General features: G+C 61.2%; 23 protein-coding genes. 14 read left to right on the top strand and 9 right to left on the bottom strand.

Going from position 1 to position 21,626, the window contains the following annotated elements; translation table 11 throughout:
* The first annotated feature begins 88 nt into the window (after window positions 1-88).
* Complete coding sequence (locus tag ACESMW_RS10065; protein ID WP_113861925.1) at window positions 89-742, top strand: peroxiredoxin; 654 nt, start codon at window positions 89-91, stop codon at window positions 740-742.
* Window positions 743-903: 161 nt separating this feature from the next.
* Here ACESMW_RS10065 and ACESMW_RS10060 read toward each other — a convergent pair whose 3' ends face one another.
* The 5 genes from ACESMW_RS10060 to ACESMW_RS10040 all read right to left on the bottom strand — a co-directional run bounded on the left by ACESMW_RS10060 (window position 904) and on the right by ACESMW_RS10040 (window position 4,938).
* On the bottom strand, window positions 904-1,686 hold the full coding sequence (locus ACESMW_RS10060; RefSeq protein ID WP_372986897.1) for a MetQ/NlpA family ABC transporter substrate-binding protein: 783 nt from the start codon (window positions 1,684-1,686) through the stop codon (window positions 904-906).
* A 183-nt stretch (window positions 1,687-1,869) separates the two neighbouring features.
* Entirely contained in the window at window positions 1,870-2,535 is a 666-nt protein-coding gene (locus tag ACESMW_RS10055; protein WP_372986896.1) for a methionine ABC transporter permease, read from the bottom strand.
* Window positions 2,535-3,542 carry a methionine ABC transporter ATP-binding protein gene (locus ACESMW_RS10050; protein WP_372986895.1) on the bottom strand — a complete coding sequence of 336 codons (1,008 nt, stop codon included), beginning with the start codon at window positions 3,540-3,542 and terminating at the stop codon, window positions 2,535-2,537. The genes ACESMW_RS10055 and ACESMW_RS10050 overlap by 1 nt, the downstream gene beginning before the upstream one ends.
* A gap of 143 nt (window positions 3,543-3,685) precedes the next feature.
* Window positions 3,686-4,384 carry an anti-sigma factor domain-containing protein gene (locus tag ACESMW_RS10045; protein WP_372986894.1) on the bottom strand — a complete coding sequence of 233 codons (699 nt, stop codon included), beginning with the start codon at window positions 4,382-4,384 and terminating at the stop codon, window positions 3,686-3,688.
* Entirely contained in the window at window positions 4,381-4,938 is a 558-nt protein-coding gene (locus ACESMW_RS10040) for a sigma-70 family RNA polymerase sigma factor (protein WP_372986893.1), read from the bottom strand. Before ACESMW_RS10040 ends, ACESMW_RS10045 begins: the two co-directional genes overlap by 4 nt.
* A 168-nt stretch (window positions 4,939-5,106) precedes the next feature.
* On the opposite strand from ACESMW_RS10040, the gene ACESMW_RS10035 reads away from it, so the two are divergent.
* The 4 genes from ACESMW_RS10035 to ACESMW_RS10020 all read left to right on the top strand — a co-directional run bounded on the left by ACESMW_RS10035 (window position 5,107) and on the right by ACESMW_RS10020 (window position 9,144).
* Window positions 5,107-6,591, top strand: coding sequence for a DUF4331 domain-containing protein (locus ACESMW_RS10035; RefSeq protein WP_372986892.1), 1,485 nt, complete (start codon window positions 5,107-5,109; stop codon window positions 6,589-6,591).
* 12 nt (window positions 6,592-6,603) lie between these two features.
* Window positions 6,604-6,834, top strand: coding sequence for a hypothetical protein (locus ACESMW_RS10030; protein WP_372986891.1), 231 nt, complete (start codon window positions 6,604-6,606; stop codon window positions 6,832-6,834).
* 154 nt (window positions 6,835-6,988) lie between these two features.
* Window positions 6,989-8,035 carry a tetratricopeptide repeat protein gene (locus ACESMW_RS10025; RefSeq protein ID WP_372986890.1) on the top strand — a complete coding sequence of 349 codons (1,047 nt, stop codon included), beginning with the start codon at window positions 6,989-6,991 and terminating at the stop codon, window positions 8,033-8,035.
* Window positions 8,032-9,144 (top strand): HupE/UreJ family protein, encoded by a 1,113-nt coding sequence (locus tag ACESMW_RS10020; protein WP_372986889.1) that lies wholly within the window; start codon window positions 8,032-8,034, stop codon window positions 9,142-9,144. The genes ACESMW_RS10025 and ACESMW_RS10020 overlap by 4 nt, the downstream gene beginning before the upstream one ends.
* Before the next feature lie 43 nt (window positions 9,145-9,187).
* Here the strand turns inward: ACESMW_RS10020 and ACESMW_RS10015 are convergent, their stop codons facing one another.
* Window positions 9,188-9,793 (bottom strand): hypothetical protein, encoded by a 606-nt coding sequence (locus ACESMW_RS10015; protein ID WP_372986888.1) that lies wholly within the window; start codon window positions 9,791-9,793, stop codon window positions 9,188-9,190.
* A 122-nt stretch (window positions 9,794-9,915) separates the two neighbouring features.
* The gene (locus ACESMW_RS10010) at window positions 9,916-11,403 is read right to left on the bottom strand and encodes an amidase (protein ID WP_372986887.1); all 1,488 of its coding nucleotides are present in this window, start codon (window positions 11,401-11,403) and stop codon (window positions 9,916-9,918) included.
* 52 nt (window positions 11,404-11,455) lie between these two features.
* On the opposite strand from ACESMW_RS10010, the gene ACESMW_RS10005 reads away from it, so the two are divergent.
* Together ACESMW_RS10005 and ACESMW_RS10000 are read left to right on the top strand one after the other, a co-directional pair.
* Window positions 11,456-12,583 carry a hypothetical protein gene (locus ACESMW_RS10005; protein WP_372986886.1) on the top strand — a complete coding sequence of 376 codons (1,128 nt, stop codon included), beginning with the start codon at window positions 11,456-11,458 and terminating at the stop codon, window positions 12,581-12,583.
* Window positions 12,574-13,350, top strand: a complete 777-nt coding sequence (locus tag ACESMW_RS10000; protein WP_372986885.1) for a sulfite exporter TauE/SafE family protein — start codon at window positions 12,574-12,576, stop codon at window positions 13,348-13,350. Before ACESMW_RS10005 ends, ACESMW_RS10000 begins: the two co-directional genes overlap by 10 nt.
* Here ACESMW_RS10000 and ACESMW_RS09995 read toward each other — a convergent pair.
* On the bottom strand, window positions 13,347-15,302 hold the full coding sequence (locus ACESMW_RS09995; protein ID WP_372986884.1) for a diguanylate cyclase domain-containing protein: 1,956 nt from the start codon (window positions 15,300-15,302) through the stop codon (window positions 13,347-13,349). The two genes, ACESMW_RS10000 and ACESMW_RS09995, sit on opposite strands and share 4 nt — an antisense overlap.
* 198 nt (window positions 15,303-15,500) lie before the next feature.
* Between ACESMW_RS09995 and ACESMW_RS09990 the strand changes: the two genes are divergently transcribed.
* The 7 genes from ACESMW_RS09990 (at window position 15,501) to ACESMW_RS09960 (ending at window position 21,060) form a co-directional block, all read left to right on the top strand.
* The gene (locus ACESMW_RS09990) at window positions 15,501-16,292 is read left to right on the top strand and encodes a MotA/TolQ/ExbB proton channel family protein (RefSeq protein ID WP_372986883.1); all 792 of its coding nucleotides are present in this window, start codon (window positions 15,501-15,503) and stop codon (window positions 16,290-16,292) included.
* The gene (locus ACESMW_RS09985; protein WP_372986882.1) at window positions 16,279-16,674 is read left to right on the top strand and encodes an ExbD/TolR family protein; all 396 of its coding nucleotides are present in this window, start codon (window positions 16,279-16,281) and stop codon (window positions 16,672-16,674) included. Before ACESMW_RS09990 ends, ACESMW_RS09985 begins: the two co-directional genes overlap by 14 nt.
* Complete coding sequence (locus ACESMW_RS09980; RefSeq protein ID WP_372986881.1) at window positions 16,671-17,081, top strand: ExbD/TolR family protein; 411 nt, start codon at window positions 16,671-16,673, stop codon at window positions 17,079-17,081. The genes ACESMW_RS09985 and ACESMW_RS09980 overlap by 4 nt, the downstream gene beginning before the upstream one ends.
* Window positions 17,078-17,776, top strand: coding sequence for an energy transducer TonB (locus ACESMW_RS09975; protein ID WP_372986880.1), 699 nt, complete (start codon window positions 17,078-17,080; stop codon window positions 17,774-17,776). Before ACESMW_RS09980 ends, ACESMW_RS09975 begins: the two co-directional genes overlap by 4 nt.
* A 225-nt stretch (window positions 17,777-18,001) precedes the next feature.
* Window positions 18,002-18,520 (top strand): Hcp family type VI secretion system effector, encoded by a 519-nt coding sequence (locus ACESMW_RS09970; protein WP_239038042.1) that lies wholly within the window; start codon window positions 18,002-18,004, stop codon window positions 18,518-18,520.
* A 106-nt stretch (window positions 18,521-18,626) separates the two neighbouring features.
* Window positions 18,627-19,325: a hypothetical protein gene (locus ACESMW_RS09965; protein WP_372986879.1), complete on the top strand. Its 699-nt coding sequence runs from the start codon at window positions 18,627-18,629 to the stop codon at window positions 19,323-19,325.
* 370 nt (window positions 19,326-19,695) lie between these two features.
* Window positions 19,696-21,060 (top strand): WS/DGAT/MGAT family O-acyltransferase, encoded by a 1,365-nt coding sequence (locus tag ACESMW_RS09960; RefSeq protein WP_372986878.1) that lies wholly within the window; start codon window positions 19,696-19,698, stop codon window positions 21,058-21,060.
* Here ACESMW_RS09960 and ACESMW_RS09955 read toward each other — a convergent pair whose 3' ends face one another.
* A complete protein-coding gene (locus ACESMW_RS09955) occupies window positions 21,061-21,468 on the bottom strand; it encodes an NINE protein (protein WP_372986877.1) in 408 nt (135 codons plus the stop codon).
* Window positions 21,469-21,626: the final 158 nt, after the last annotated feature.

Genomic DNA, 21,626 nt, shown 5'->3' with positions numbered 1-21,626 from the left:
ATCATTGGCCCCTTGTATTCACCTCATCCAGCACCAGAATAGTTGTATACACTCAAGAAACCGGAACGACCATCAGAGGAGAGAATCTATGAGTTTGCGTCTTGGAGATACCGCACCGGATTTCGAACAGGATTCAACGGAAGGCAAGATCCGATTCTACGATTGGCTGGGCGACAGCTGGGGCGTGCTGTTTTCGCACCCGGCAGACTTCACCCCGGTGTGCACCACCGAGCTCGGCCTCACCGCCAAGCTGAAGGACCAGTTCGCCAAGCGTAACGTCAAGGCCATTGCCCTGAGTGTCGACCCGGTCGACTCCCACAAGGAATGGGTGAAGGACATCGAGGAAACCCAGGGCTGCTCGGTCAACTTCCCGATCATCGCTGACGAGGACCGCAAGGTTTCCGAGCTGTACGACATGATTCACCCCAATGCCGACAGCAGCCTGACCGTGCGCTCCCTGTTCGTGATCGACCCGAACAAGAAGGTGCGCCTGATCATTACCTACCCGGCCTCTACCGGTCGTAACTTCAACGAGGTACTGCGGGTCATCGACTCCCTGCAGCTGACCGACGAGCACAAGGTCGCAACCCCGGGCAACTGGGAGCGTGGCGGTGACGTGGTGATCGTGCCGTCACTGCAGGACGAGGAAGAGATCAAGGAACGGTTCCCACAGGGCTACAAGGCGGTGAAGTCCTACCTGCGCATGACCCCCGATCCCAAGACCAACTGGGGCGGTGACTGAGGAATGAAGAAGGGGTCAGAAGAAAACTTCTTCTGACCCCGGAGTAAGGTCTCAAGATGGGGTCAGATGAAAGCTTTCATCTGACCCCTTTTTTTATGAGCCCGGATCAAGCCAACGGGGTCTGAAGAACTCGTTCTTCTGACCCCATTTTTACACCTCGATCAGAATGCCGGAACCACGGCACCCTCATACTTCTCCATGATGAATTCCCTCACGGCCTCGGACTTCAGCGCCGCCGCCAGCTTCTGCATGGCTTCGCTGTCCTTGTTGTCCGGGCGGGCCACCAGGATGTTCACGTAGGGAGACTCGGAACCTTCGATCACCAGCGCGTCTTCAGACGGGTTCAGGCCCGCTTCCAGCGCGTAGTTGGTGTTGATCAGGGCGAGGTCCACCTGGTTCAGGATCCGCGGCAGGGTGGCTGCTTCCAGCTCCTTGAACTCCAGATCCTTCGGGTTTTCGGCAATGTCACGCGGAGTCGCGGTGATCTTGCTCGCGTCCTTCAGCTTGATCAGACCGGCCTTCTGCAGCAGAAGCAGGGCGCGGCCACCGTTGGTCGGGTCGTTCGGAATCGCTACTACGGCACCGTCTTCCAGCGCATCCAGGGAATCGATCTTGCTGGAGTAGGCACCAAACGGCTCAACGTGAACACCGGTGACGGTGACCAGATTGGTTCCACGGCCTTCGTTGAACTCGTCCAGGTACGGCTGGTGCTGGAAGAAGTTGGCGTCCATCCGCTTCTGGTCCACCTGGATGTTGGGCTGGATGTAGTCGGTGAATACTTTCACATCCAGCTCCACACCTTGCTCAGCCAGGGTCGGCTTCACAAACTCCAGGATTTCCGCGTGGGGAACAGGAGTCGCGGCTACGGACAGCTCCTCGGCGGAAGCGGCAACGGAAAAAGTGGCGGCTGCGGCAAACGCGGCCAGTGTTTTCTTGATATTCATAACCTGTTCTCCTGTGTAAGAGACATTGAAGTTAGATGATCCTGCTGGCTCGGGCCGCCGACGGGCGATGCTTCCCGAAAACGTGGAGCGCCAGGGATGACGCGACCGAGCCCTACAGGGACGTATTCACGGGCGTTTTTCGGGAAGCATCGCCCGTCGGCGGCTCCCCCCAAACTCTGACGGCTATTTACGGCTGAAATAGAGCACCAGACGGTCGCCAACCATCTGCAACACCTGAACAAAAATGACCAGCAAAGCAACGGTAATCACCATTACGTCGGTCTGGAATCGCTGATAACCGAAGCGGATGGCCAGGTCGCCGAGACCACCACCGCCGATGACACCGGACATGGCGGCATAGGACACCAGGGTAATAGCGGTAACGGTAATGCCGGCGATGATGCCCGGCAGGGCCTCGGGCAGTAAAGCCCCGAAGATGATCTGGCGCACGTTGGCACCCATGGCCTGGGTGGCCTCAATAATGCCCCGGTCCACTTCCCGCAGGGAGGTTTCCACCAGTCGGGCGAAGAAGGGCGCGCCCCCGGCCACCAGCGGGGGAATGGCACCGGCGACACCCAACGAAGTGCCGATCAGCATCACGGTGAACGGGATCATCACGATCAGCAGGATGATGAACGGCACCGAACGCAGCACGTTTACCACAAATGACAATACGGCGTAGGCCACCGGTTGTTCCAGCAATTGGCGCTTTCCAAACAGGAACAGCAGCACCCCGATGGGCAGGCCAATCAGCACGCTGAACAGCAGGGACATGCCGACCATCACCAGGGTATCCCAGCTGGCCCAGCCGATTTCGCTCCAGTCGACGTTACTCAACAGGGCTTCCATTAGCGCAGCACCTCCACGTGAACGTCGGCGGCGTCGAATTCCTGCATGGCCACATCCAGATCACCACCGACCAGGGACAGGGTCAGCTGTCCGTAGGGAGTGTCCTTGATATGGTCGATGCGGCCGGACAGGATGCTGAAATCCACGCCGGACTTGCGGGCCACGCCGCCCAGCAGCGGCTGGTAGGTGGACTCACCCTTGAAGGTCAGGCGCAGGATGCGGCCATCGGCTTTCTGCAGATCCTCCTGCAGTTCCTCGTGATCGATGCTCTCGCTCTCGAATACGAAATCCCGGGTGGTCGGATGCTGCGGGTGCAGGAACACTTCGCTGACCGGTCCCATCTCCACCACGCGACCGGCGTCCATCACCGCCACCCGGTCGCAAACCCGGCGTACCACATCCATCTCGTGGGTGATCAGCACGATGGTCAGGCCCAGCTCCTGGTTGATGTCCGCCAGCAATTTCAGGACCGATTGGGTGGTCTGCGGATCCAGGGCGCTGGTGGCTTCGTCGCACAGCAGGATGGTCGGGCGGCAGGCGAGGGCACGGGCAATACCCACCCGCTGCTTCTGGCCGCCCGAGAGCTGGGACGGGTACTTGTTGGCATGGTCGGTCAGGCTGACCCGGGCCAACAGTTCCTCGACCCGTTCCCGGATCTCGGCTTTTGAATAGATACCGGCGAGTTTCATCGGGAAGGCGATGTTGTCCGCCACGGTCTTGGAGGACAGCAGGTTGAAGTGCTGGAAGATCATGCCCACCTTGCGGCGGAATGCCCGCAACTGGGCCGGGTTGTAGCCGGTTATGTCCTCGTCGTCGATCAGGATGCGACCACCCGTGGGTGGCTCCAGCAGGTTGATCAGACGCACCAGCGTGGATTTGCCCGCCCCGGAGTGACCGACGATGCCGAACACCTCGCCGGTTTCAATGGTCATATCGGTGGGGTGCAGCGCAGGGATCGCCCGGCCGCCCACCTGATAGGACTTCTGTACCTGGTCAAATACAATCACAGTCAGCGCCTTGTGGGTACAGCGTTAAAAGCCGCCGATTATAGCGCAATCAGTGACCAAACCCGAATGGGAATGAATTACGAACCATGGCGAGGGCATGGGTAAATGCCCTTACAACCACGGTCCAGGGTGCTCATGCCAGCCTACAGTGAGTAGAGCTTGGTCACGTGCAGGATCGGTCCGGTCGGAGCACCGGTCGGTGAACCACCTCTGGGCTCCAGACTGATGGCCAGGGTCCGGCTCCGGGACAGCGCCTCACGGGCCTCATCGGTCAGACGGACCTGATGAACTCCGCCGGCGGGAATGACGCCGAGCGAGAGCGGCTGGCCGTTTTCCGGAACCACCCACAGCTCGTAGTCCTTGCCAGCCTCGGCAGCACTGGCGGCGACCGAACGCAGCTTCAGCAGATTCTCGGCCCCGGATTCACTGACCAGCCAGAGCGGATCTTCCAGGTTAGCCTGTACGATAGCGCCGGAGAGCTGCTCGCCGGTTGGGCGGGGCTGCTGCACCATGACCACCGCAAGAACCAGCACCGCGGCAGTCGCCAGTACACTCCAGCTGGGCCAGAACCAGCGGCCAATACCACGAACCTCGGCCTGCGCGGGCTGCTCCTGCGCGCCCCACAGCCGTCGCTCGATGTTCTTCCAGACGGAAGCGGGGGGCTGATTCTCCGGGACATCCTCGGCCAGGGCACCGAGTTTTTCTTCCCAAAACCAGACTTCCCGGCGCACCTGGGCCGATTCCATCATCCATTGCTCGAATCGGCGGCGAGCTGCTCCCCTCAGGGATCCGAGGACGTATTCCGCCGCCAGTGCTTCAATGCGTTCCGGTGTCTTTTTCATTGTTCAAGGCACCTTTTCAAAGCCATCAGCCCGCGCCGTATCCAGCTCTTTACGGTACCGATGGGGGAGCTCAAAGCCTGGGCCAACTCCTCATGGGTAAAGCCACGGTAATAGGACAGGAGGATGCTGTCACGCTGAACATCGGACAGCTCATCGAGGCAACCGGTCAATTTCTCGGCACCGGACTCCCGCAGGGAGAACTCCAGCGGCCCCTCACGACCGTCGTCCAGTTCGTTCAGGTCCTCATCGTTGACGGTTTGTCGCGCCTTGCGGGCACGGATGAGGTCCAGGGTGCGGTAGCGGGCAATGGTCATCATCCAGCTCAGTGGCGCGCCCCGGTCACTGTGGTACTCACCGGCGCTGTGCCAGATCTGGATGAAAGCGTCCTGAAGCGCTTCCTCCGCCAGCTCCCGTTGACCGGCCAGCCGGAGACACAGCCCGAACATGCGCGCGGCAATGTGTTCATACAGCTCCTGGAATGCCCGGCGGTCCTGCTGGGAAACCTTCATTAGCAGCCGCATGAGCTGATCCTGATCGGCATCGGTCTGTGCCATAGCTACCCCTTAATTATCCTCGTTGTCTTCGGGTAATACGCGGCCCCAGTCTGCAGGGATGCGTATCGAGGCTATACCGGTATTTTTTGTTCCATGGTGCATCTGTCTGCAAACCCGCCCCGTTTCCCCCTGTGCAATACCCAAAAACCCATATTCGAGGAGAACGGGATGAACAACGTAATAAAACGGTCCGGCCTCACCATTGCTATCGCCAGTGCTGTGCTGTCTGCCGGCCTCAGCCACGCCTCAAGCCATCGCGAGGCGCCCTTCATTACGGAAGTGCCCAAAGTCGATGGTACTGATTTTTACATGTTTCGCAGCTACGAATCCGGCCGTGAGGGATTTGTGACCCTTATTGCCAATTATCTGCCCCTGCAGGATGCCTACGGCGGTCCAAATTATTTCGACCTGGACGAGGATGCCATCTACGAGATCCACGTGGATAACGATGGTGACGCAGTTGAAGATCTGACGTTCCGGTTTGAACTCCAGGACGTTCTCAACGACATTCAGCTACCCGTCGGGCCCGAAGGTGCCACTGAAATGGTCTCGGTCCCGCTGAAAAACATCGGCGACGCCACCGACAACGCCAACGTTCAACTCCGCCAGGAGTATAGCGTGAAGGTTGTAACCGGTGACCGGAATACCGGGACGGTACAAACAGCGACCAACGTGAGCACCGGTACCGATACCTTCGCCAAGCCCCTGGACAACATCGGTGCCAAGTCGTTCGCCGACTATGCGGCCTATGCGAACCAGCACGTGTTCGGCGTCGACATTCCGGGCTGTAACACCAACGGCAGGGTCTTCGTCGGCCAGCGCAAAGAGGCTTTCGCGGTCAATCTGGGCGAGATCTTTGATCTTGTGAATACCAACCCGCTCGGAGCACGCAATGGCGAGGGCCCTGGTGATCTGGCCGACAAGAACGTCACCTCTTTTGCCCTGGAAGTCCCGACGGACTGCCTGACCGGCTCTGCCGTGAACTCCAACGGTCAGCCGGTGATCGGTGCTTGGACCACCGCCAGCGTGCGTCAGGCCCGCGTGCTCAATCCTGCGCCTTCCGCCAATGGCAAGGGGGCGACCGTAGAAGGCGGCGCCTATACCCAGGTTTCCCGGTTGGGCATGCCACTGGTGAACGAGGTGGTGATCGGTCTTAAAGACAAGAATCGCTTCAATGCCAGCGAACCCAAGGACGACGGTCAGTTCCTGACCTATGTGACCCATCCGACCTTGCCGGAACTGCTCGAAGTTCTCTTCCCGGTCGAGGCGCCTAACAACTTCCCGAGAAACGACCTGGTCACTGCCTTCCTGACCGGTGTCCCCGGCGTCAATATGCCGGTCGACGTGACGGCTTCCGAAATGCTACGCCTGACTCCCGCCATTGACCCGACGCCACTGGACTCCCAATCCGACCTGGGCGTACTCGGCGGGGATAATGCCGGCTTCCCGAACGGCCGCCGGCCCTATGATGACACTGTCGACATAGCGCTTCGCGTTGCCATGGGCGTGCTCGCAGATGCTGCAGACGCGCCGGATGGAGGCCTTGCTTACACCGACGGTGTCCAGCTGGCAGCCGACCCGTCGACCCTGCCAGCCGACTACGAAGTCTTCCCGTACCTGGCAACGCCGATTGCAGGTTCACCCAACGATTAAGAGGTGCAAGCCATGAGAATTCTGCTCCGATTGGCAACCGCCGGGTTACTGGCAGCGGCTCTTAGCGGCTGTTTCGGGGGCTCCAGCAACGGACGCCCGAATCCATCGGTTGATTTTACGACCTTCGTGAAAGCCCAGATCGCTTCGACCGGCAAGGTCACGGCAACTGTGGCAGTCAACCCGATCGACTTCAGTTTCAACGATAAGAACAACCCACAGGCCTATGACGATCTTTTCCGTTAACACCAAAGGCAGCCGGACATTGCTTGACCCGTGTCCGGCCACCTTCCTCCCTGCCCTCCGGGGCAGGGCTTTTTGGATTGGGCTCGGTCTCGCCGGCCTGTTGTTGTCTCGAGACCCGTTGCAGGCGGCGCCGAGTCCAATCCAAAGCGATTTCGTGGACGACACTGTCTTGGCGACCCTGCCCGACACCCCGCCGGTACCCGAACAGCTCCCGACGACGTCAACCGACCTTGCCGACCGCGTTCAGAACCTGATCGGCAAGGCCCGCAGCACCGGCGACCCACGTTACCTCGGTTATGCGGAGCGGCTGTTCCAGCGGTGGCCGGAATCACCGCTCAATGACCGGCTGCTGGTACTCCGGGCCACGCTCTCCCAGAGCCTGCACCGGTTCGAGCAGGCACGGGAGGACCTCACCGTGGTGCTGGAACGAAGCCGGAACCGCCAACACCGGATCCAGGCCCGGCTGACGCTGGCCAACCTGGAGACGGTCCGGGGTCGCTACGCCGAAGCTGATCACCAATGCCGCCAGCTGGCACTCGAATACCCGGGGCTTATCGCCGAGAGCTGCTCCGCCCAGGTTGCCGCCAGAACCGGGGATCCGGAGGCCGCATACCGGGCACTCGTAACACTCTTGGCGAACGGCGAAACAGAGCGCTCGACCGCCCGACTCTGGGCCGAGGGAACCCTGGGAGACATCGCAGCACAACTGGGCCGGGACGTGGCAGAGAATCACTGGCGTAATGTGCTGTCGGCCTCTCCCTCCGATCTCTATACCCGGGTCCTGCTCGCGGACTGGCACCTGCAGAAGAGACATTATCAGGAGGTACTGGCGATCACTGAGGGCCATGAGCAAGTGGACTCACTGGCCGTCATTCGCGTCATCGCGATGCTCCGCAGCAATCACCCGGAACAGGATGTCCTTACCCGGCAACTTCGAGAGCGTTTCAACGAGGCCCGTTGGCGCGGGGCATTGCTGCATCAGCGCGATTACGCACGATTTCTGCTGGACGTGGAATCCCGCCCCGAACAGGCGCTGGAACACGCCCGGAACAACTGGCAATCCCAGCGCGAGCCCCTGGATACCCGCTTGCTGCTGCGGGCGGCGCAGGCCGCCGGAAACCGGGACACGCTCGCGTTGCTCCGCCAGTGGCTGGAGCAGCATGGGCAGACCGATGCCCGCTATCCGGAGGCAGCTTCATGATTGCGCTCAGGCTCTGGACACCGTGGCTGCTGATCCTGACATCCCTCACCCAGAGCAGCCTCGCACTGGCCCACAAAGCCAGCGACAGTTTTATCTACCTGGACTCGGATGCCGGGGAGCTGCGGATCGATGTCGCTCTGCGTGACCTTGCCTTACTGGTGCCGCTGGATCAAAACCAGGACCGGCAAATTACTGGCCGCGAGGTGCGCAGCCAGCGCCCGGCCATCACCCGAACGGTGGAAAATGGGCTTGAGCTATCGGCAGAGTCCGGTGTTTGCCGCCTTCAGGGCCTTGATTGGGGACTGAGCCGGCACAGTGACGGCCGCTATGCGGCAGCGCGCTACCGGATCGTTTGCCCGGATGGCGATGATCCCGAGCAACTGCAGTATTCGCTGCTATTCGACCGGGACAGCCTCCACCGGGGGCTGGTCCGGATCACCTCCGATTCCGGCTCCACGCTTGCGGTGCTATCGCCGGACCGCAACACGTTGCCGCTGACCTCCGGGTCATCCCGCCCGCTGGAGACCTTCACAGCATTCCTCGTGGAAGGGGTGGTCCATCTGTTGATTGGTCTCGATCACATCCTGTTCCTGCTGGTTCTCGTCCTGCCGGTCAGCCTAATGGCCCAGGACACAGGGAACGACTCCATGACATCCCGCATGGTCCGATTGGCCGGGATCGTCACCGCCTTCACCGTCGCTCATTCCATCACGCTGGCGCTGGCGGCCCTGAAGCTGGTGACCCTGCCCATCGCCTGGGTCGAGACGATCATCGCGCTGTCCATTGCGGTCGCGGCAGTGAACGTGGTCTGGCCCGTGCTCGGCCGGAAAACCTGGAAGCTGGCGTTCGCCTTCGGCCTGATACACGGCTTCGGCTTCGCCAGTGTGCTGGGGAATCTGACCAGCGGTATGTCGGACTTGGCCGTGGCGCTGGCGGGATTCAACCTGGGGGTCGAACTGGGTCAGCTGGGGCTACTGGTGCTGGGCTTCCCCGTTCTGTGCCTGTTCTCGCGGTGGCGACTTTACCAGCGGGCGATCGTGCCGTTCATGCTGTTGGCCGTGGTGGGCACAAGCCTGGTATGGGCGGCCGAGCGGGCCGCCTCTATCTGAAATGGCTTGCGGTAGCCGTCACCGGCTACCGCATGGTTGGCTTTCAATGCAGGGCGCGCATTTGGCGCGGATAAAGTGCGGCGCTTACTTCGGGTTCCTCGAGGAGGTCCGCCAGCTCACGATCCACTTCCGTTTCCTCACCCTCGGCCGGCAACGGCTCAAAGAGCGTATTCAGCCAGGCAGTGACCGACGGTGCTTCGTCCCGCCGGTAATCCGTGGACAGCGCCTTGATCCGGCGGAAGCCGATGATGCGCTGGTGGCGTGGATCCCGGATCTGCTCAAAGCCCCGCCAGTAGACATGATCCCGGGTGTGGAGCTGAACGAACAGGGTGTCGATGGGTCCGCCGGAATCATCATCCGAGGCGGCTTCATCTGCGTCGTTTGCTTCGCCTTCTTCGGTTTTTTTCTGGCGAATGGTGGTCCAGGCCGGGTAGAGCACCGCCACGGCGTCCGCTTCCACGTGCTCCCGCGCAGCACGGAGAATCAGTCCCCAACGGGCCTTGTCGGCATCGCTTTCAAGGGAGTTAATGGGCAAGTCGTAGCTTTGCTCACTGGACAGGACGATTGCCATCATCGGGGCGTCAAGCTCCCCCATGGCCTCGGCCTGTGCTACTGATACCAGTTCGTCGATTGCCATCGGTTGGTTCATAATACGCTCGCCTCCTCGATGCCATCTGGTGGGTCAGGAAGAAGATGCCTTCCTGACTCACAGCATAGCCTGTTCCACACACAAAGATAAACGTGGAGTTTCGGAAGCCGGATCACAACCCCTCAGAATGCATCTTCCAGGCGTTCATAGTGACTGAACCACGGCGTGGCCTCCTCGAGCTGCGCCGCCAGCTGAAACAGCACGTCCTCACCCCCGTGAGCCGCCCCGAACTGGACACCGACGGGGAGCCCCGACAGGGTCCAGTGCAGGGGCACCGACATGGCCGGCGTACCGGTCAGGTTGGCCAGCTGGGTAAAGGGGGTGCGTGCGAGGCTCTCCAGGGCCATCTGATCCACCTGGCCACTGCGATGCACCAACCGGCCCGCCTTCAGGGCCAGCATCAGTTTCGCCGCGAATTTCAGGTGAGACGGCGTTTCAAGTTCGCCTATGCGGGCCGGCAACTGCCCCGTGGTCGGACACAGGTAGAGATCATAACTCTCGAAGAAGGTCCCCAGTGCCCGGGCGAACTCGTTCCACTGCTGGCGACGGCGGACATACTCCGGCAAGGGCATGGTCCGGCCAAGCATGGCGATCAACCGGGTATCCAGCTCGAAGTCATCGTCCGTGGCACCGAACTGATCCCGGGCCCGTTCCATCAGCGCCGACACCTCGCCGAAATACAGTCCGAGGTAACATCGGGCCAATGCCATGCCATCGAATTCCGGCTGGGCGTACTCGACAATATGGCCCATCCTCTCCAGGGTGCGGGCGGTTTCCTCCACGGCGGCAATGCATTCGGGCGCAACCTCGGTATCGTAGGGGGACTCGGTGAATACACCGATGCGCAGCCGGCCGAGGGCCTTCTGCATCAGCTCCGCGTAGGGGGCCGGTGGCGGTGCAATGACAAACGGATCCCCCGTGGCCGGTCCGGCCAGTACATCGAGCATCGCCGCGCTGTCGCGAACGGTGCGGGTCACCACGTGGTCGACGGAAGCCCCGGTCCAGGTCTCGCCCAGGAACGGCCCACTGGATATCCGGCCCCTCGATGGCTTGAGCCCGAACAGCCCGTTGTAGGCAGCCGGGATACGAATGGAACCACCGCCGTCGTTGGCGCCGGCCATCGGTACCACTCCGGCAGCGACGGCGGCACCGGAGCCACCGCTGGAACCGCCCGGCGTGAGATCAAGGTTCCAGGGGTTGCGACTCGCGCCCCAGAGCTCCGATTCGGTTACCCCCTTCAGACCGAACTCCGGGGTGGTCGTTCTCCCGAGAAAAACCAGACCACCCTGACCTGCGCGTCGGGTAAACTCGGAATCCACCGGCGCGATATTGTTTTTCAGCCCACGACTGCCGTAACTGCATGGATGGCCGGCCTGTTCCTGCGCCAGGTCCTTGAGCAGAAAAGGTACGCCACTGAACGGGGCGGATTCGGTAAACTTCTGTTCGAGGGCTTCGGAGAACTGGGGATGACAGATGGCATTCAGGGTTCCATTGACCCGGGTTGCCCGGTCAATAGCCGCTTCGCAGACATCCCGGGCTCGGATCTCGCCTCGCCCGATCAGGTCGGCAAGGGCCGTGGCATCAAGTTTCAGATACTCGGATTGCTTCATGATCACGTCCGTTTGTTATTGTGTTATCTGAATGGTGACGGGTATTACTGATATGAACCGGAAAATCGGAAGCTTACGCCAGCCTGCTCTGTTTTTCATCCTGGTCCTGCAGGCCTTTTCTGCAACCGGAGCTGCGTCACAGGACGAAAGTGAAAACGACGGCTGGACCAGCGTTATCCGAAACTCACCGTACTGGGTCAGCCAGGGGGTCTACCAGAACGTACAGACCATCCGCAGCTGGGTACTGGCCGAAAATGCCTACTGCTCCGAATCCGAACGCCACATCCTGTTCGACATGCGCGGCCGGTTCCTGGGCTGGATTGCCGATGGCCCAGACACTGCCAGCACCCAGCAGAAGCTGAACAGCACCCGCCAGTCCCTCCATGAGCGGGGCGAGGTGGACAGCTGGCTGGCGGGCAGCGAGGGGCAGACCGGTTACCCCTTTGCCCTCGCCTGTGACCAGCCACACGTCAATTTGCCCGAAGCCCTCGCCCGTTACCTGGGCACCCTGCCAGCAGACCGTCTCTGGGGCCGCTGGGACGACCTGAGCTTTGCCAGTAATGACCAGCCCGGCACTCTGCACGACGCTCTGCTCTATGTTTACAGCACCCGTCAGCAACAGGGTCGGCTGGACCTGCCAGCCGCCATGCCCCGGTACCTTGCCGGTCAGCTGTTGATTGAGAGCGGCGGCCAGGCCCGGGCGCACTCGGCGGCGAATGCCCGGGGAATACTGCAGCTCTCCCAAAGCGCGCTGTCCGATTGCGGCCTCAAGCCTGAAAACTACTGGCACCGGCTGGCACAGATCGACTGCGCCCTGCGCCTGACCAACCAGAATGCCCGAAATTTACACCCCGCCTTCGACGCAAGATTCGGGCACCTGCCAGAGGAGAAACAGGACCGTCTGTTCACCCTGCTGCTGATCCAGGCCTACCATGGTGGTGCCGCCCGGGTGCAGGCACTGCTTGAAGACGAAACCCTGGCCAGACCTGCGGCCTATTTTGCCGAGCACCAGGAGCGCTTCACTGCCGGCGATATTGCCTTTGGCATGGTCTTCCACAACCTGGGCCGGGACCGGCTCGGCCTGGCGTCACTGTATTATGTCGCCGATGTACAACTTGCCACCGAAGCCCTGTGCCGGAACCCCCGACTCAAGGACACGGACTTCTGCCAATGGAACTGACCCTGGTCCCGGAGGCACTGTCACCGGGGGTTGCCCTGTTCCTGCTGGCTTGCTCAACGCTGACCTCGATGATAACCGCCAGCCTGGGCGCCGGTGGCGGCCTGCTGTTGCTGGTCCTGATGGCGAGCTGGCTGCCCCCAACCGCCATCATCCCGGTTCACGGCATGATCCAGTTGGGCTCCAACGCCGGTCGCATGGTACTAACCTGGAAACACATCGACTGGAAAGTGATTGCCGCCTTCGCCCCGGGCGTTATCGCCGGCGCCGGCATCGGGGCCTGGCTCCTGGTGAACCTGCCTGAACACCTCTGGCAACTGGCCATTGCCCTGTTTGTGCTCTATCTGTGCTGGGGCCCGGCCCTGCCCAGGGCGGCCTTCGGGCGTTTGGGGGTCTTCCTGGCCTCCGGACTGACCAGTTTCATCAGTCTGTTCGTGGGTGCGACCGGGCCCCTGGTGGCCGCCTTCATCAAGCAGATCCATCGGGAGCGGTTTGCCACGGTCGCCACCTTCGCCACGGCCATGACCCTGCAGCATCTGCCCAAGGCCCTGGTGTTCGGCTTTGCCGGTTTTGTCTTTGCCGACTGGCTGGTGTTCATCCTGGCCATGGTGGCATTCGGCTTTGCCGGCACCTGGCTCGGGTTGCACGTGCTCAGGTCCATGGGTAACCGCTGGTTCACCCTGGTGTTCAATGTCATGCTCACCGCCCTTGCCCTGCGCCTGCTCTGGCAGGCGGGTATAACCGCCGGCTGGTGGTTGTCGCCTTTCTAATCAACGGGATCCGGGGGCACGGGCACCACCACGACAGCATTCCGTCCCCGGGATTTGGCGACATAACAACCCTCATCCGCCCGGGCCATCACCTCACGGGGGCCGCTGTCCCTGGCCGTGAGTTCAGTCAGGCCTATCGATGCCGTCACCCCGAAACTGCGGCCATCGTGTTCAATACGCAGCGCCTCGACGCCGGCCCGGATCTTTTCCGCCAGGAGTTCAGCCGGGCCGAGTCCGCAGGACGGCAGGATCACACCAAACTCATCGCCGCCCAGCCGGGCGACCGTATCGGAGTGGCGCACGGAGTCCTTGAGCAGATCCGCCAGCCGACGGAGCAGGTCGTCGCCGAGCAGGTGACCACCCTGGTCGTTAACCGGTTTGAAGTGATCAAGGTCGATCAGCATCAGCACCGAAGGTGTATCGTGCCGGGCAGCTTCACCCAGCAGTTTGACCAGGGTTGCGGTAAAGGCACGGCGATTCAGCACCTGAGTCAGGCTGTCGTGGGTTGCCTCCCACGATAGTCGCTGTTCCTCCCGACGGCGCTCGGTGTCATCCCGGAGGACAAACACAAGCTGCTCGTTGTGCAGACCCTGTCGGATGTGAAGCAGGGTCAGGTCGATGTCGAACTCCACCTCCCGGCGATTACGCAGAATGACATACAGACTGTCGATGTCCTCGCCCTGGAGAAAATCAGTGCGATGCCAGGGCTTGCCATCCGCCTCGATGGTCACCAGGTCGAAAAAATCCTGACCCAGGCAGTCGTCCTCGGCTCCGACGAACCGGCAGGCCGCCCCGTTGGCAAAGCGGATCATACCGTCGGCGCCAAGCATAAGGACCCCTTCCTGCAGGACACCCAGGATGCTCTCTGCCCGCTGCTGCTCCAGGTGCAGGGTTTCTGTCACGGTGTTGAAGACCTCGGCGACACGGCGGATTTCCCGGCCACCGGCCACATCTACGGGGGTTCTCCGGGTACCGCGATGACGCTCCTGGATCTGTTCGCTCAGGGTCTGCAGGGGAGCCATCAGACGACGGAACCGCCAGAGCGCCAGTGGTACCAGGACGGCGATGACGGACAGCAGAATCCAGATGAAGGTATCCGCCACCCGCGTGATCGGCGCGTAGGCCTCCCGGGCGGGCCAGACTGCAACCACGAACCAGGGCACCTGGGCCATCTGCTGGAAGGACATGATGCTGTTCTGACCGGTACTGCTCTGGTTTTGAACGGTACCTTCAAAACCTTCCAAGGCCTCATTCAAGAATGGATGATTCTTGCCCACCGGGATCATCATCTCACCCGTTCCGCCATGACTGATGACCATCCCACGACGGCTGACCAGCTCGATATAGCCGGTTTTCCCGAGGGTCAAACCGGCGAATTCCTCCAGAAAGTTATCGCTTTCAAGCAGGATGGCGCCCCCGAGCATGCCAATAAACCGACCCTTGTGGTTGAAGATCGGTGCCGCAATCATCACCGCCGGCTTATCCTTATAGTTGGACACGAAGGGCTCGCTGATCACAGGTGTCAGCTTGCCAGAGACATCCTTGAAATAGTCCCGGGAACTGACGTTCAGTCCGGTCTGGCCATAGGCTTCTGGATATTCCGACAGCACGTCGCCCATCGGATCAATCAGGTAAACGCCATCGAACTGGTGATGCAGGGCAACCTGTTGCTGCACCAACACGCGGGCACGTCCCAGCAGCGCGGTTTCACTCATGGTGAGACTGTCGGCCACCTCGGTCAGGATCTTCAGCCTGCGACCGAGCTTGTCGTCCAGCTCTACCGCGACCAGCTCGGCGATGGTGGCGACCTGGTTACGCGCCTGCTGCTCCAGTTCGGCGCGGCTGAGCAGGGAGCCTGCGCCGGCCACGATCAGTGCGGTCACCAGAACGACGATGGTCACCAGGACCACCGCCCGGTTCACCAGGCTTCCGAACCACCGTTGGATCAGCACGTCAGGGTAACTCCATAGACGAGAATCGAGGGTTCGATCGGCTCCCCTCCCGTTGAACAGAATTCAGTCACTCAGTTTAGCGAGCGGACAAACCTCTGCAAAAGACCAACACAGGCCAGTCCACAAGATTTAACATGTTTGAAATTTTACTGATAATCGTTATTATTTAGATCCAACTTTGAAACCGAGGGGATTCCGATGTCCGATCCTGCCAATGTAGTCAACTTTCCCTTCCTGCAGGGTCCGATTGCACAACTGGTTGATATGGGTGGCCCGGTCATGATGGTGTTGCTCACCCTCGCGGTGCTGGGTGTGGTGACATTTTTCTATCTGATGCTGTCAGGCACACTCTACGCCCCAAGGCTGAACCGGCACCTGAAACAGACTCTTCGTCACTGGCAGGCCAACCCTGGCGCCGTTGACCCGGAGCACCTCCGCAGTCAGGCCCGATTCCGGGACCGGATGAACCCTCTGTTCCACCTGGTGGCCGACACCATGGAAGCCTGGAAGAGGCGTGTCGACGGCCAGCAGATCCGGGAAACCGCCGCGCGGGACGCACAGCACGCCCTTGAGCCTTTTGAAGCGCCCCTGAAAATCATTGAAGTGATTGCCGCCCTGGCGCCCCTGCTGGGGCTTCTCGGCACCGTCATGGGGATGATGGAGGCCTTCAGTGCCATGGCCGCCACCGAAGGCCGGGCGAATGCCGCACAACTCAGCGGCGGCATCTACGAGGCGCTGACCACCACCGCTGCGGGTCTGGTGGTGGCTATTCCCTTTGCCGCCCTGGCCGCCTGGATCGAATTCCGCCTGCGCGGGATTCACAAGACCATCAACAGTACCCTGGTCAGCATCCTCAACGTAGCAGACAGCCCCCGGAGCGGTGAGGGCGAGCTTTCGCCGGCCACTGAGGCCGGATCCGACTGGTCACGGGAACAACCTGAGAACCACGGATTCACCGGCAGGCAGCGGTTTGCCCATGCAACTGGTTGATCCCCGGCCCAGTCGCCCCATCCCGATCCGCATTACGCCGTTGATCGACGTGGTGTTCATCCTGCTGGTGTTCTTCATGCTCACCAGCCGTCTGTTGCCGGTGGGCGCCCTGGAGCTGGCCAACGACACCGGCAACCACAGCGGCGCGACCGGCGAGCCCCTGCCGGCACTGACCGTCATCAGTGATGGAAATGTGCGCTGGGAGGACCGGACCTACCAACCCGATCAACTGGCAGCGGCGCTGAAGCAGCGCGGCATCAACGAGGTCAACCTGGCCACGGAAGGGCAAACACCGCTTTCGGGCTTCACCCGAACCCTGAGCCTGCTCGACGGGCAGGGCATTACCACTCACTGGCAACGAACAGAACCGGAACAACCATGACCAACCTGGTTCCGCCTCCGGCCACCTCCGGCAAATCCCTGCTGGAACGGGTGGAGGACGCCCTGTTACCACTCATCAACCTGGTGTTTCTGCTGCTGATGTTCTTCATCGTGGCGGGCCAGCTTGCCAATGGGCCCTTGCCCGAGTTGCCGGGCGCTGCCGCCAGCGGCCAGGAACAGACGCCGGACGCCGACCTGAAAGTCACGGACGGCGGCCGCTGGCTGGTGGGTGCCAGCAGCGTCGATGAACAGACCCTGCTGGCCAGCCTGCCGGAACCGGGGGCCGGGCAACCCTTGCGAGTGGCGGCAGCCAAATCCGTGACCATGGCCGAACTGGAGCGGCTGTTCCGAATCCTTGAACGTGGGGGTTACATCGACATCCTGCTGTTGACGGAGCCCGGCTCATGAGCCTCTCCCGCCCCCTGCAGAAAACCGGGCTGGTGATCCTGGCCATGCTGCTGACGGCAGCCGTACTGGTATGGGCCGCTCCGCAACAACCACTCAATCTTGAACCCCTGGGCGAGGCGGCGATTGACCCGGCGCCCGCCATTCGCATCAGCCTCGCGGGCCAGCCACCGGAGCCGAGGAAGCCCGATTCCCCGCAGGAACCGACTCCGGAACCTGAGCCGCAGGCTGAGCCTGAGCCTGAGCCTGAGCCTGAGCCTGAGCCTGAAACGAAGCGTAGTCCGGCCGTCCCGGACCCGGAACCCCAACCAGAACCGGCAACCAAGGTAGCAGCGACGAATGCGGGATCACCGGAAAATGACACCAGTGAGCAACAGCCGGTGGCACTGCAGGACGCAGGATCTTCCTCGGATCTGGACAACTATCTCTCACGGCTCAGCCGTCACCTGGCGCGCTTCTATGACTACCCGAGACGGGCACGAAGGCTGGGACAGGAGGGCACCCCGGTGATCGTGTTCCAGTTCCGGCGGGACGGCACCCTGATCCGCCATGAACTCAGGGATTCTTCCGAGCATGAACTGCTCGACGAGGCCGCAATGAACATGCTGGCGCAGGCCGCCCCCCTGCCCCAGGTTCCGGACCGGATGAAAGGGCAGAGCTTCAGCTATGCCCTGCCGGTTCGGTTCCGCCTGCGCTGACGTCTTTCACGTAAAGACTTGTCCCGGGCCAATTCCTGCCCCCTAGGCAAACTCTGGCCCACCATGCAGGCACGGTGTTGCCTGCGGCCCGTAAGGAATCCCGAATAAAACACTTACCTCATTGGTTTTAAAAGAATTTCAGAAACTGGCACGAGGCTTGTTAATGACAGAGGCGTCCAGGGAAACACCCAGGGACAATCATTCATCAAGTCAAGGAGCAGACCCATGCCAACACCGTGCTATATCAGCATCGAAGGCCAGACCCAGGGCAACATCACCGCCGGTGCATTCACCTCCGATTCTGTCGGTAACATCTACGTGGAAGGCCACGAAGATGAAGTCCTGGTTCAGGAATTCAGCCACGTGGTCACTGTGCCGACCGACCCCCAGTCCGGTCAGCCGTCCGGCCAGCGGGTTCACAAACCGTTCCGGTTCACAGCAGCCCTGAACAAGGCCACCCCCCTGATGTACAACGCTCTCGCTTCCGGCGAGATGCTGCCCAAGGTGGAACTGAAGTGGTACCGCACTTCCGTTGAAGGCAAGCAGGAGCATTTCTTCTCCACCATCCTGGAGGATGCCACAGTCATCAACATCGACTGCAACATGCCCCACTGCCAGGATCCGGCCAAGGCCGAATTCACCCAACTGGTGGAAGTATCCCTGGCCTACCGCAAGGTAACCTGGGAACACGCCGTTGCCGGCACCTCCGGTGCCGATGACTGGCGCTCGCCGATCGAGGCCTGATATACCGGTCCGATCCCCGGAAAACGGCTGGCCCAAGGGCCGGCCGTTTTCATTTGTGCTACCTGCCGGGCGCCGTTAAGATGACCTCCTGCATAACAGGTTCATCATGCGCGACTCATCTACTGCATTACATCAGATCGGCCACCTCATGTGCGAGGCCACCCGGGATATCCTCTGGCAGCCTGCTGCTGACTGGCTGAGCTCACAGTCCACCGGGGGTGCCCTGCGTTGCCGGGTTGGGTCCGGGCAGGCCACCTACCATCGCTACGATCCCCGGAATAAGCAGCACCTGATCAACTACGGGCTGCGCATGATCGCCGCCAAGCTGCAGCCAGAGACTGCCGAGGGATGGCTGTCGACCCGCGAAATCCGGGGGCGGGGTTATTTCGATGGCGAACTGAGCACCCTGAACCTGCTCGCCCACACCTGCTGCCATGAGTTTTCCCATCTGCTCCAGTACAGTGCCGGCCAGCGTTCCTACGGTTCGGTCCACAACCGGCACTTCTACGAGATTCTTGACCAGTTGCACGAGAGCGGAGGGGCGGTGGCTACCAGGAACTTCCTTGCCGAACAGGCCCGTACCCGAGGGCTCGAGCTTCCGGCTGCGACCTTCGAGCTGCCAAACAGCCGTCATCGGGCACAGCAATGGCAGGTAGGAGAAACCGTTACTTTCGGCGAGGGCACTCGGCAAAAACACGGCGAGATCATCCGGGTAAACCGGAAAACCTGTACGGTGCGGGGCACAGGCCCCGCCCGGGGTACCCGTTACCGGGTACCACTGTCCATGTTACGCAAGACCGGGTAGCAGCCGACTCGGGGCCTCAATTCCGTGCACGCCGCCCCGCCAGGGGGCGAAAATCCCTACCACCTACTGTGACAAAACCGATCCGTCCTTCCACCTCTATGTTTTTCATAGAATTATAGAGTTGGCACGAAGATCGCTAACTTCTCTGCAGGGATGAACGTCCCGGCCAGGGATTCGGCCGGACCATCAGATCATTGTTGTTGGCATTGGCACCGGGCTCACAAATCCTTTGCAGGAGGCGGAGTCCGGTTTTTTTACTGAATAGCACGGGCAATTGCCGGTTTTCGCATCCAGTCATTACCAGAGGTCAATTCCCGTCCGGCAAGACTGGGGTAAGATCACGGAAAAGAAAACGACAAGGATGCGCCCCGTGAAACCCCTGAGTCCCACCGACCAATTGTTCCTCTGGCTCGAGAAACGCCAGCAACCCATGCATGTGGGCGGCCTGCAGCTGTTCTCATTTCCGGAGGACGCACCAGACGACTACGTGGCCCGGCTGGCTGACCAGCTCCGGGAGCACACCCTGGTAACGCCCCCGTTCAACCAGCGCCTGAGCTACCGACTGGGTCAACCGGTGTGGGTTGAGGATGAACACCTGGACCTGGAGCACCATTTCCGCTTCGAGGCGTTACCCACACCCGGTCGCATCCGGGAGCTTCTGACCTTCATCTCGGCAGAGCACTCACACCTGATGGACCGGGAGCGGCCGATGTGGGAAGTGCACCTGATCGAAGGGCTAGGGGAGCGACAGTTTGCCCTGTACACCAAGGTCCATCATTCCCTGGTGGACGGTGTCTCGGCCATGCGCATGGTGACCCGCACCCTTTCCGAGGACCCGGAACAAAGAGGCATGCCGCCAATCTGGGCATTGCCACCCAGGGTCCGGGGAGAATCAGGTGAGGGCGCGTCGCTGTGGCGCAGCGTCGGACATCTGCTGGGGGAATCCGGCAAGCAACTGGGCACGATACCCACGGTGGCCAGGGAGTTGCTGAGGACCATCAACGAGGCCCGCAAGGATCCGGCGTACCATTCCATTTTCCACGCGCCCCGCAGTGTGCTGAACCAGAGAATCACCGGTTCCCGCCGGTTCGCGGCCCAGTCCTTTTGCCTGAAGCGGATCAAGGCGGTGTGCCAGGCCTACGGCACCACCGTCAACGACGTGGTCACTGCCATGTGCGCCACGGCATTGCGAGGCTACCTGATGAACCAGGAGGCGCTTCCGGCCAAGCCGCTGATTGCGATGGTGCCGGTGTCCCTGCGCCGGGACGAAAGCTCCGGCGGCAACCAGGTGGGCGTGATCCTGGCCAACCTGCACACCGACGAGCCGGACCCGGCCGAACGGCTTCGCAAGATCCATCAGGGCATGCAGGACGCCAAGGAGCGCTACGCCCACATGTCGCCCGAGGAGATCATCAACTACACGGCGCTGACCCTGGCTCCGGCCGCGTTCCACCTGCTCACCGGTATGGCCCCGAACTGGCAGACGTTCAATGTGGTGATTTCCAACGTTCCGGGCCCCCGGGAAAGCCGATACTGGAACGGTGCGAAAATGGAAGGCATGTATCCGGTGTCGATTGCCATGGATCGGCTGGCCCTTAACATGACGCTGACCAGCTACAACGATCAGGTGGAGTTCGGGCTGATCGGTTGCCGGCGCACCCTGCCCAGTCTCCAGCGTATGCTGGATTTCCTGGACGAGGGTCTGGCCGAACTGGAGGCCGCCGCCGGGTTGTGATCAGCCGAAGCGACGCTCTTCGTTACGTACGGAGATCTGGTCGTTGAGGGTCCAGAAGTCGTAGAGCACGCCGATCATGAACAGGCCGCCGGTCAGCAGGTACAAAAGACCGGTCAGCCATTTACCCATGTACATACGATGCACCCCGAAGACGCCGAGGAAGGTGAGCAGCAACCAGGCGATGTTGTAGCTGATCTCGCCCTGGCGGAAGCGCAGATCGGCTTCCCGGTCCATGGCGGGGATAAGGAAAAGGTCGATGATCCAGCCGATGAAGAACAGGCCGAGGGTGAAGAACCAGATGGTTCCGGTTACGGGTTTGCCGTAGTAGAAGCGGTGTGAGCCCAGGAATCCGAAGATCCAGAGGAGGTAGCCAAAGATCTTGCTGTGGGTGTTGGGTCTGTCGGTCATTTACACATCCTGGTGGTTTTTGGGATTCGGGGACATATATGGGAGTCTGATTTTAATTTAGCAAGGCCTGATGATTTGTGCCGGGCCGGAGGGCGGGGAATTTTCCCAGCCGGTAAAAACAACTCGCTGCGCTCAGACAATTTTCCCGGCTGGGAAAA

The organism is Marinobacter sp. (assembly GCF_041690455.1).
GTDB lineage: Bacteria > Pseudomonadota > Gammaproteobacteria > Pseudomonadales > Oleiphilaceae > Marinobacter.
The sequence above is the reverse complement of the archived record's forward strand: the minus strand, read 5'-3'. Positions and strand labels throughout refer to the sequence as shown.

Excerpts from the sequence above, each read along its gene's own strand:
- ACESMW_RS09975 (WP_372986880.1), top strand. The coding sequence starts at position 17,078 with ATGAGCCTCTCCCGCCCCCTGCAGAAAACCGGGCTGGTGATCCTGGCC.
- ACESMW_RS10040 (WP_372986893.1), bottom strand. The coding sequence starts at position 4,938 with ATGGCACAGACCGATGCCGATCAGGATCAGCTCATGCGGCTGCTAATG.
- ACESMW_RS10015 (WP_372986888.1), bottom strand. The coding sequence starts at position 9,793 with ATGAACCAACCGATGGCAATCGACGAACTGGTATCAGTAGCACAGGCC.
- ACESMW_RS09980 (WP_372986881.1), top strand. The coding sequence starts at position 16,671 with ATGACCAACCTGGTTCCGCCTCCGGCCACCTCCGGCAAATCCCTGCTG.
- ACESMW_RS10035 (WP_372986892.1), top strand. The coding sequence starts at position 5,107 with ATGAACAACGTAATAAAACGGTCCGGCCTCACCATTGCTATCGCCAGT.
- ACESMW_RS10055 (WP_372986896.1), bottom strand. The coding sequence starts at position 2,535 with ATGGAAGCCCTGTTGAGTAACGTCGACTGGAGCGAAATCGGCTGGGCC.
- ACESMW_RS10020 (WP_372986889.1), top strand. The coding sequence starts at position 8,032 with ATGATTGCGCTCAGGCTCTGGACACCGTGGCTGCTGATCCTGACATCC.
- ACESMW_RS10065 (WP_113861925.1), top strand. The coding sequence starts at position 89 with ATGAGTTTGCGTCTTGGAGATACCGCACCGGATTTCGAACAGGATTCA.
- ACESMW_RS09965 (WP_372986879.1), top strand. The coding sequence starts at position 18,627 with ATGCGCGACTCATCTACTGCATTACATCAGATCGGCCACCTCATGTGC.
- ACESMW_RS10005 (WP_372986886.1), top strand. The coding sequence starts at position 11,456 with ATGAACCGGAAAATCGGAAGCTTACGCCAGCCTGCTCTGTTTTTCATC.
- ACESMW_RS10030 (WP_372986891.1), top strand. The coding sequence starts at position 6,604 with ATGAGAATTCTGCTCCGATTGGCAACCGCCGGGTTACTGGCAGCGGCT.
- ACESMW_RS10045 (WP_372986894.1), bottom strand. The coding sequence starts at position 4,384 with ATGAAAAAGACACCGGAACGCATTGAAGCACTGGCGGCGGAATACGTC.
- ACESMW_RS09970 (WP_239038042.1), top strand. The coding sequence starts at position 18,002 with ATGCCAACACCGTGCTATATCAGCATCGAAGGCCAGACCCAGGGCAAC.
- ACESMW_RS09990 (WP_372986883.1), top strand. The coding sequence starts at position 15,501 with ATGTCCGATCCTGCCAATGTAGTCAACTTTCCCTTCCTGCAGGGTCCG.
- ACESMW_RS10010 (WP_372986887.1), bottom strand. The coding sequence starts at position 11,403 with ATGAAGCAATCCGAGTATCTGAAACTTGATGCCACGGCCCTTGCCGAC.
- ACESMW_RS09955 (WP_372986877.1), bottom strand. The coding sequence starts at position 21,468 with ATGACCGACAGACCCAACACCCACAGCAAGATCTTTGGCTACCTCCTC.
- ACESMW_RS10000 (WP_372986885.1), top strand. The coding sequence starts at position 12,574 with ATGGAACTGACCCTGGTCCCGGAGGCACTGTCACCGGGGGTTGCCCTG.
- ACESMW_RS10060 (WP_372986897.1), bottom strand. The coding sequence starts at position 1,686 with ATGAATATCAAGAAAACACTGGCCGCGTTTGCCGCAGCCGCCACTTTT.
- ACESMW_RS09985 (WP_372986882.1), top strand. The coding sequence starts at position 16,279 with ATGCAACTGGTTGATCCCCGGCCCAGTCGCCCCATCCCGATCCGCATT.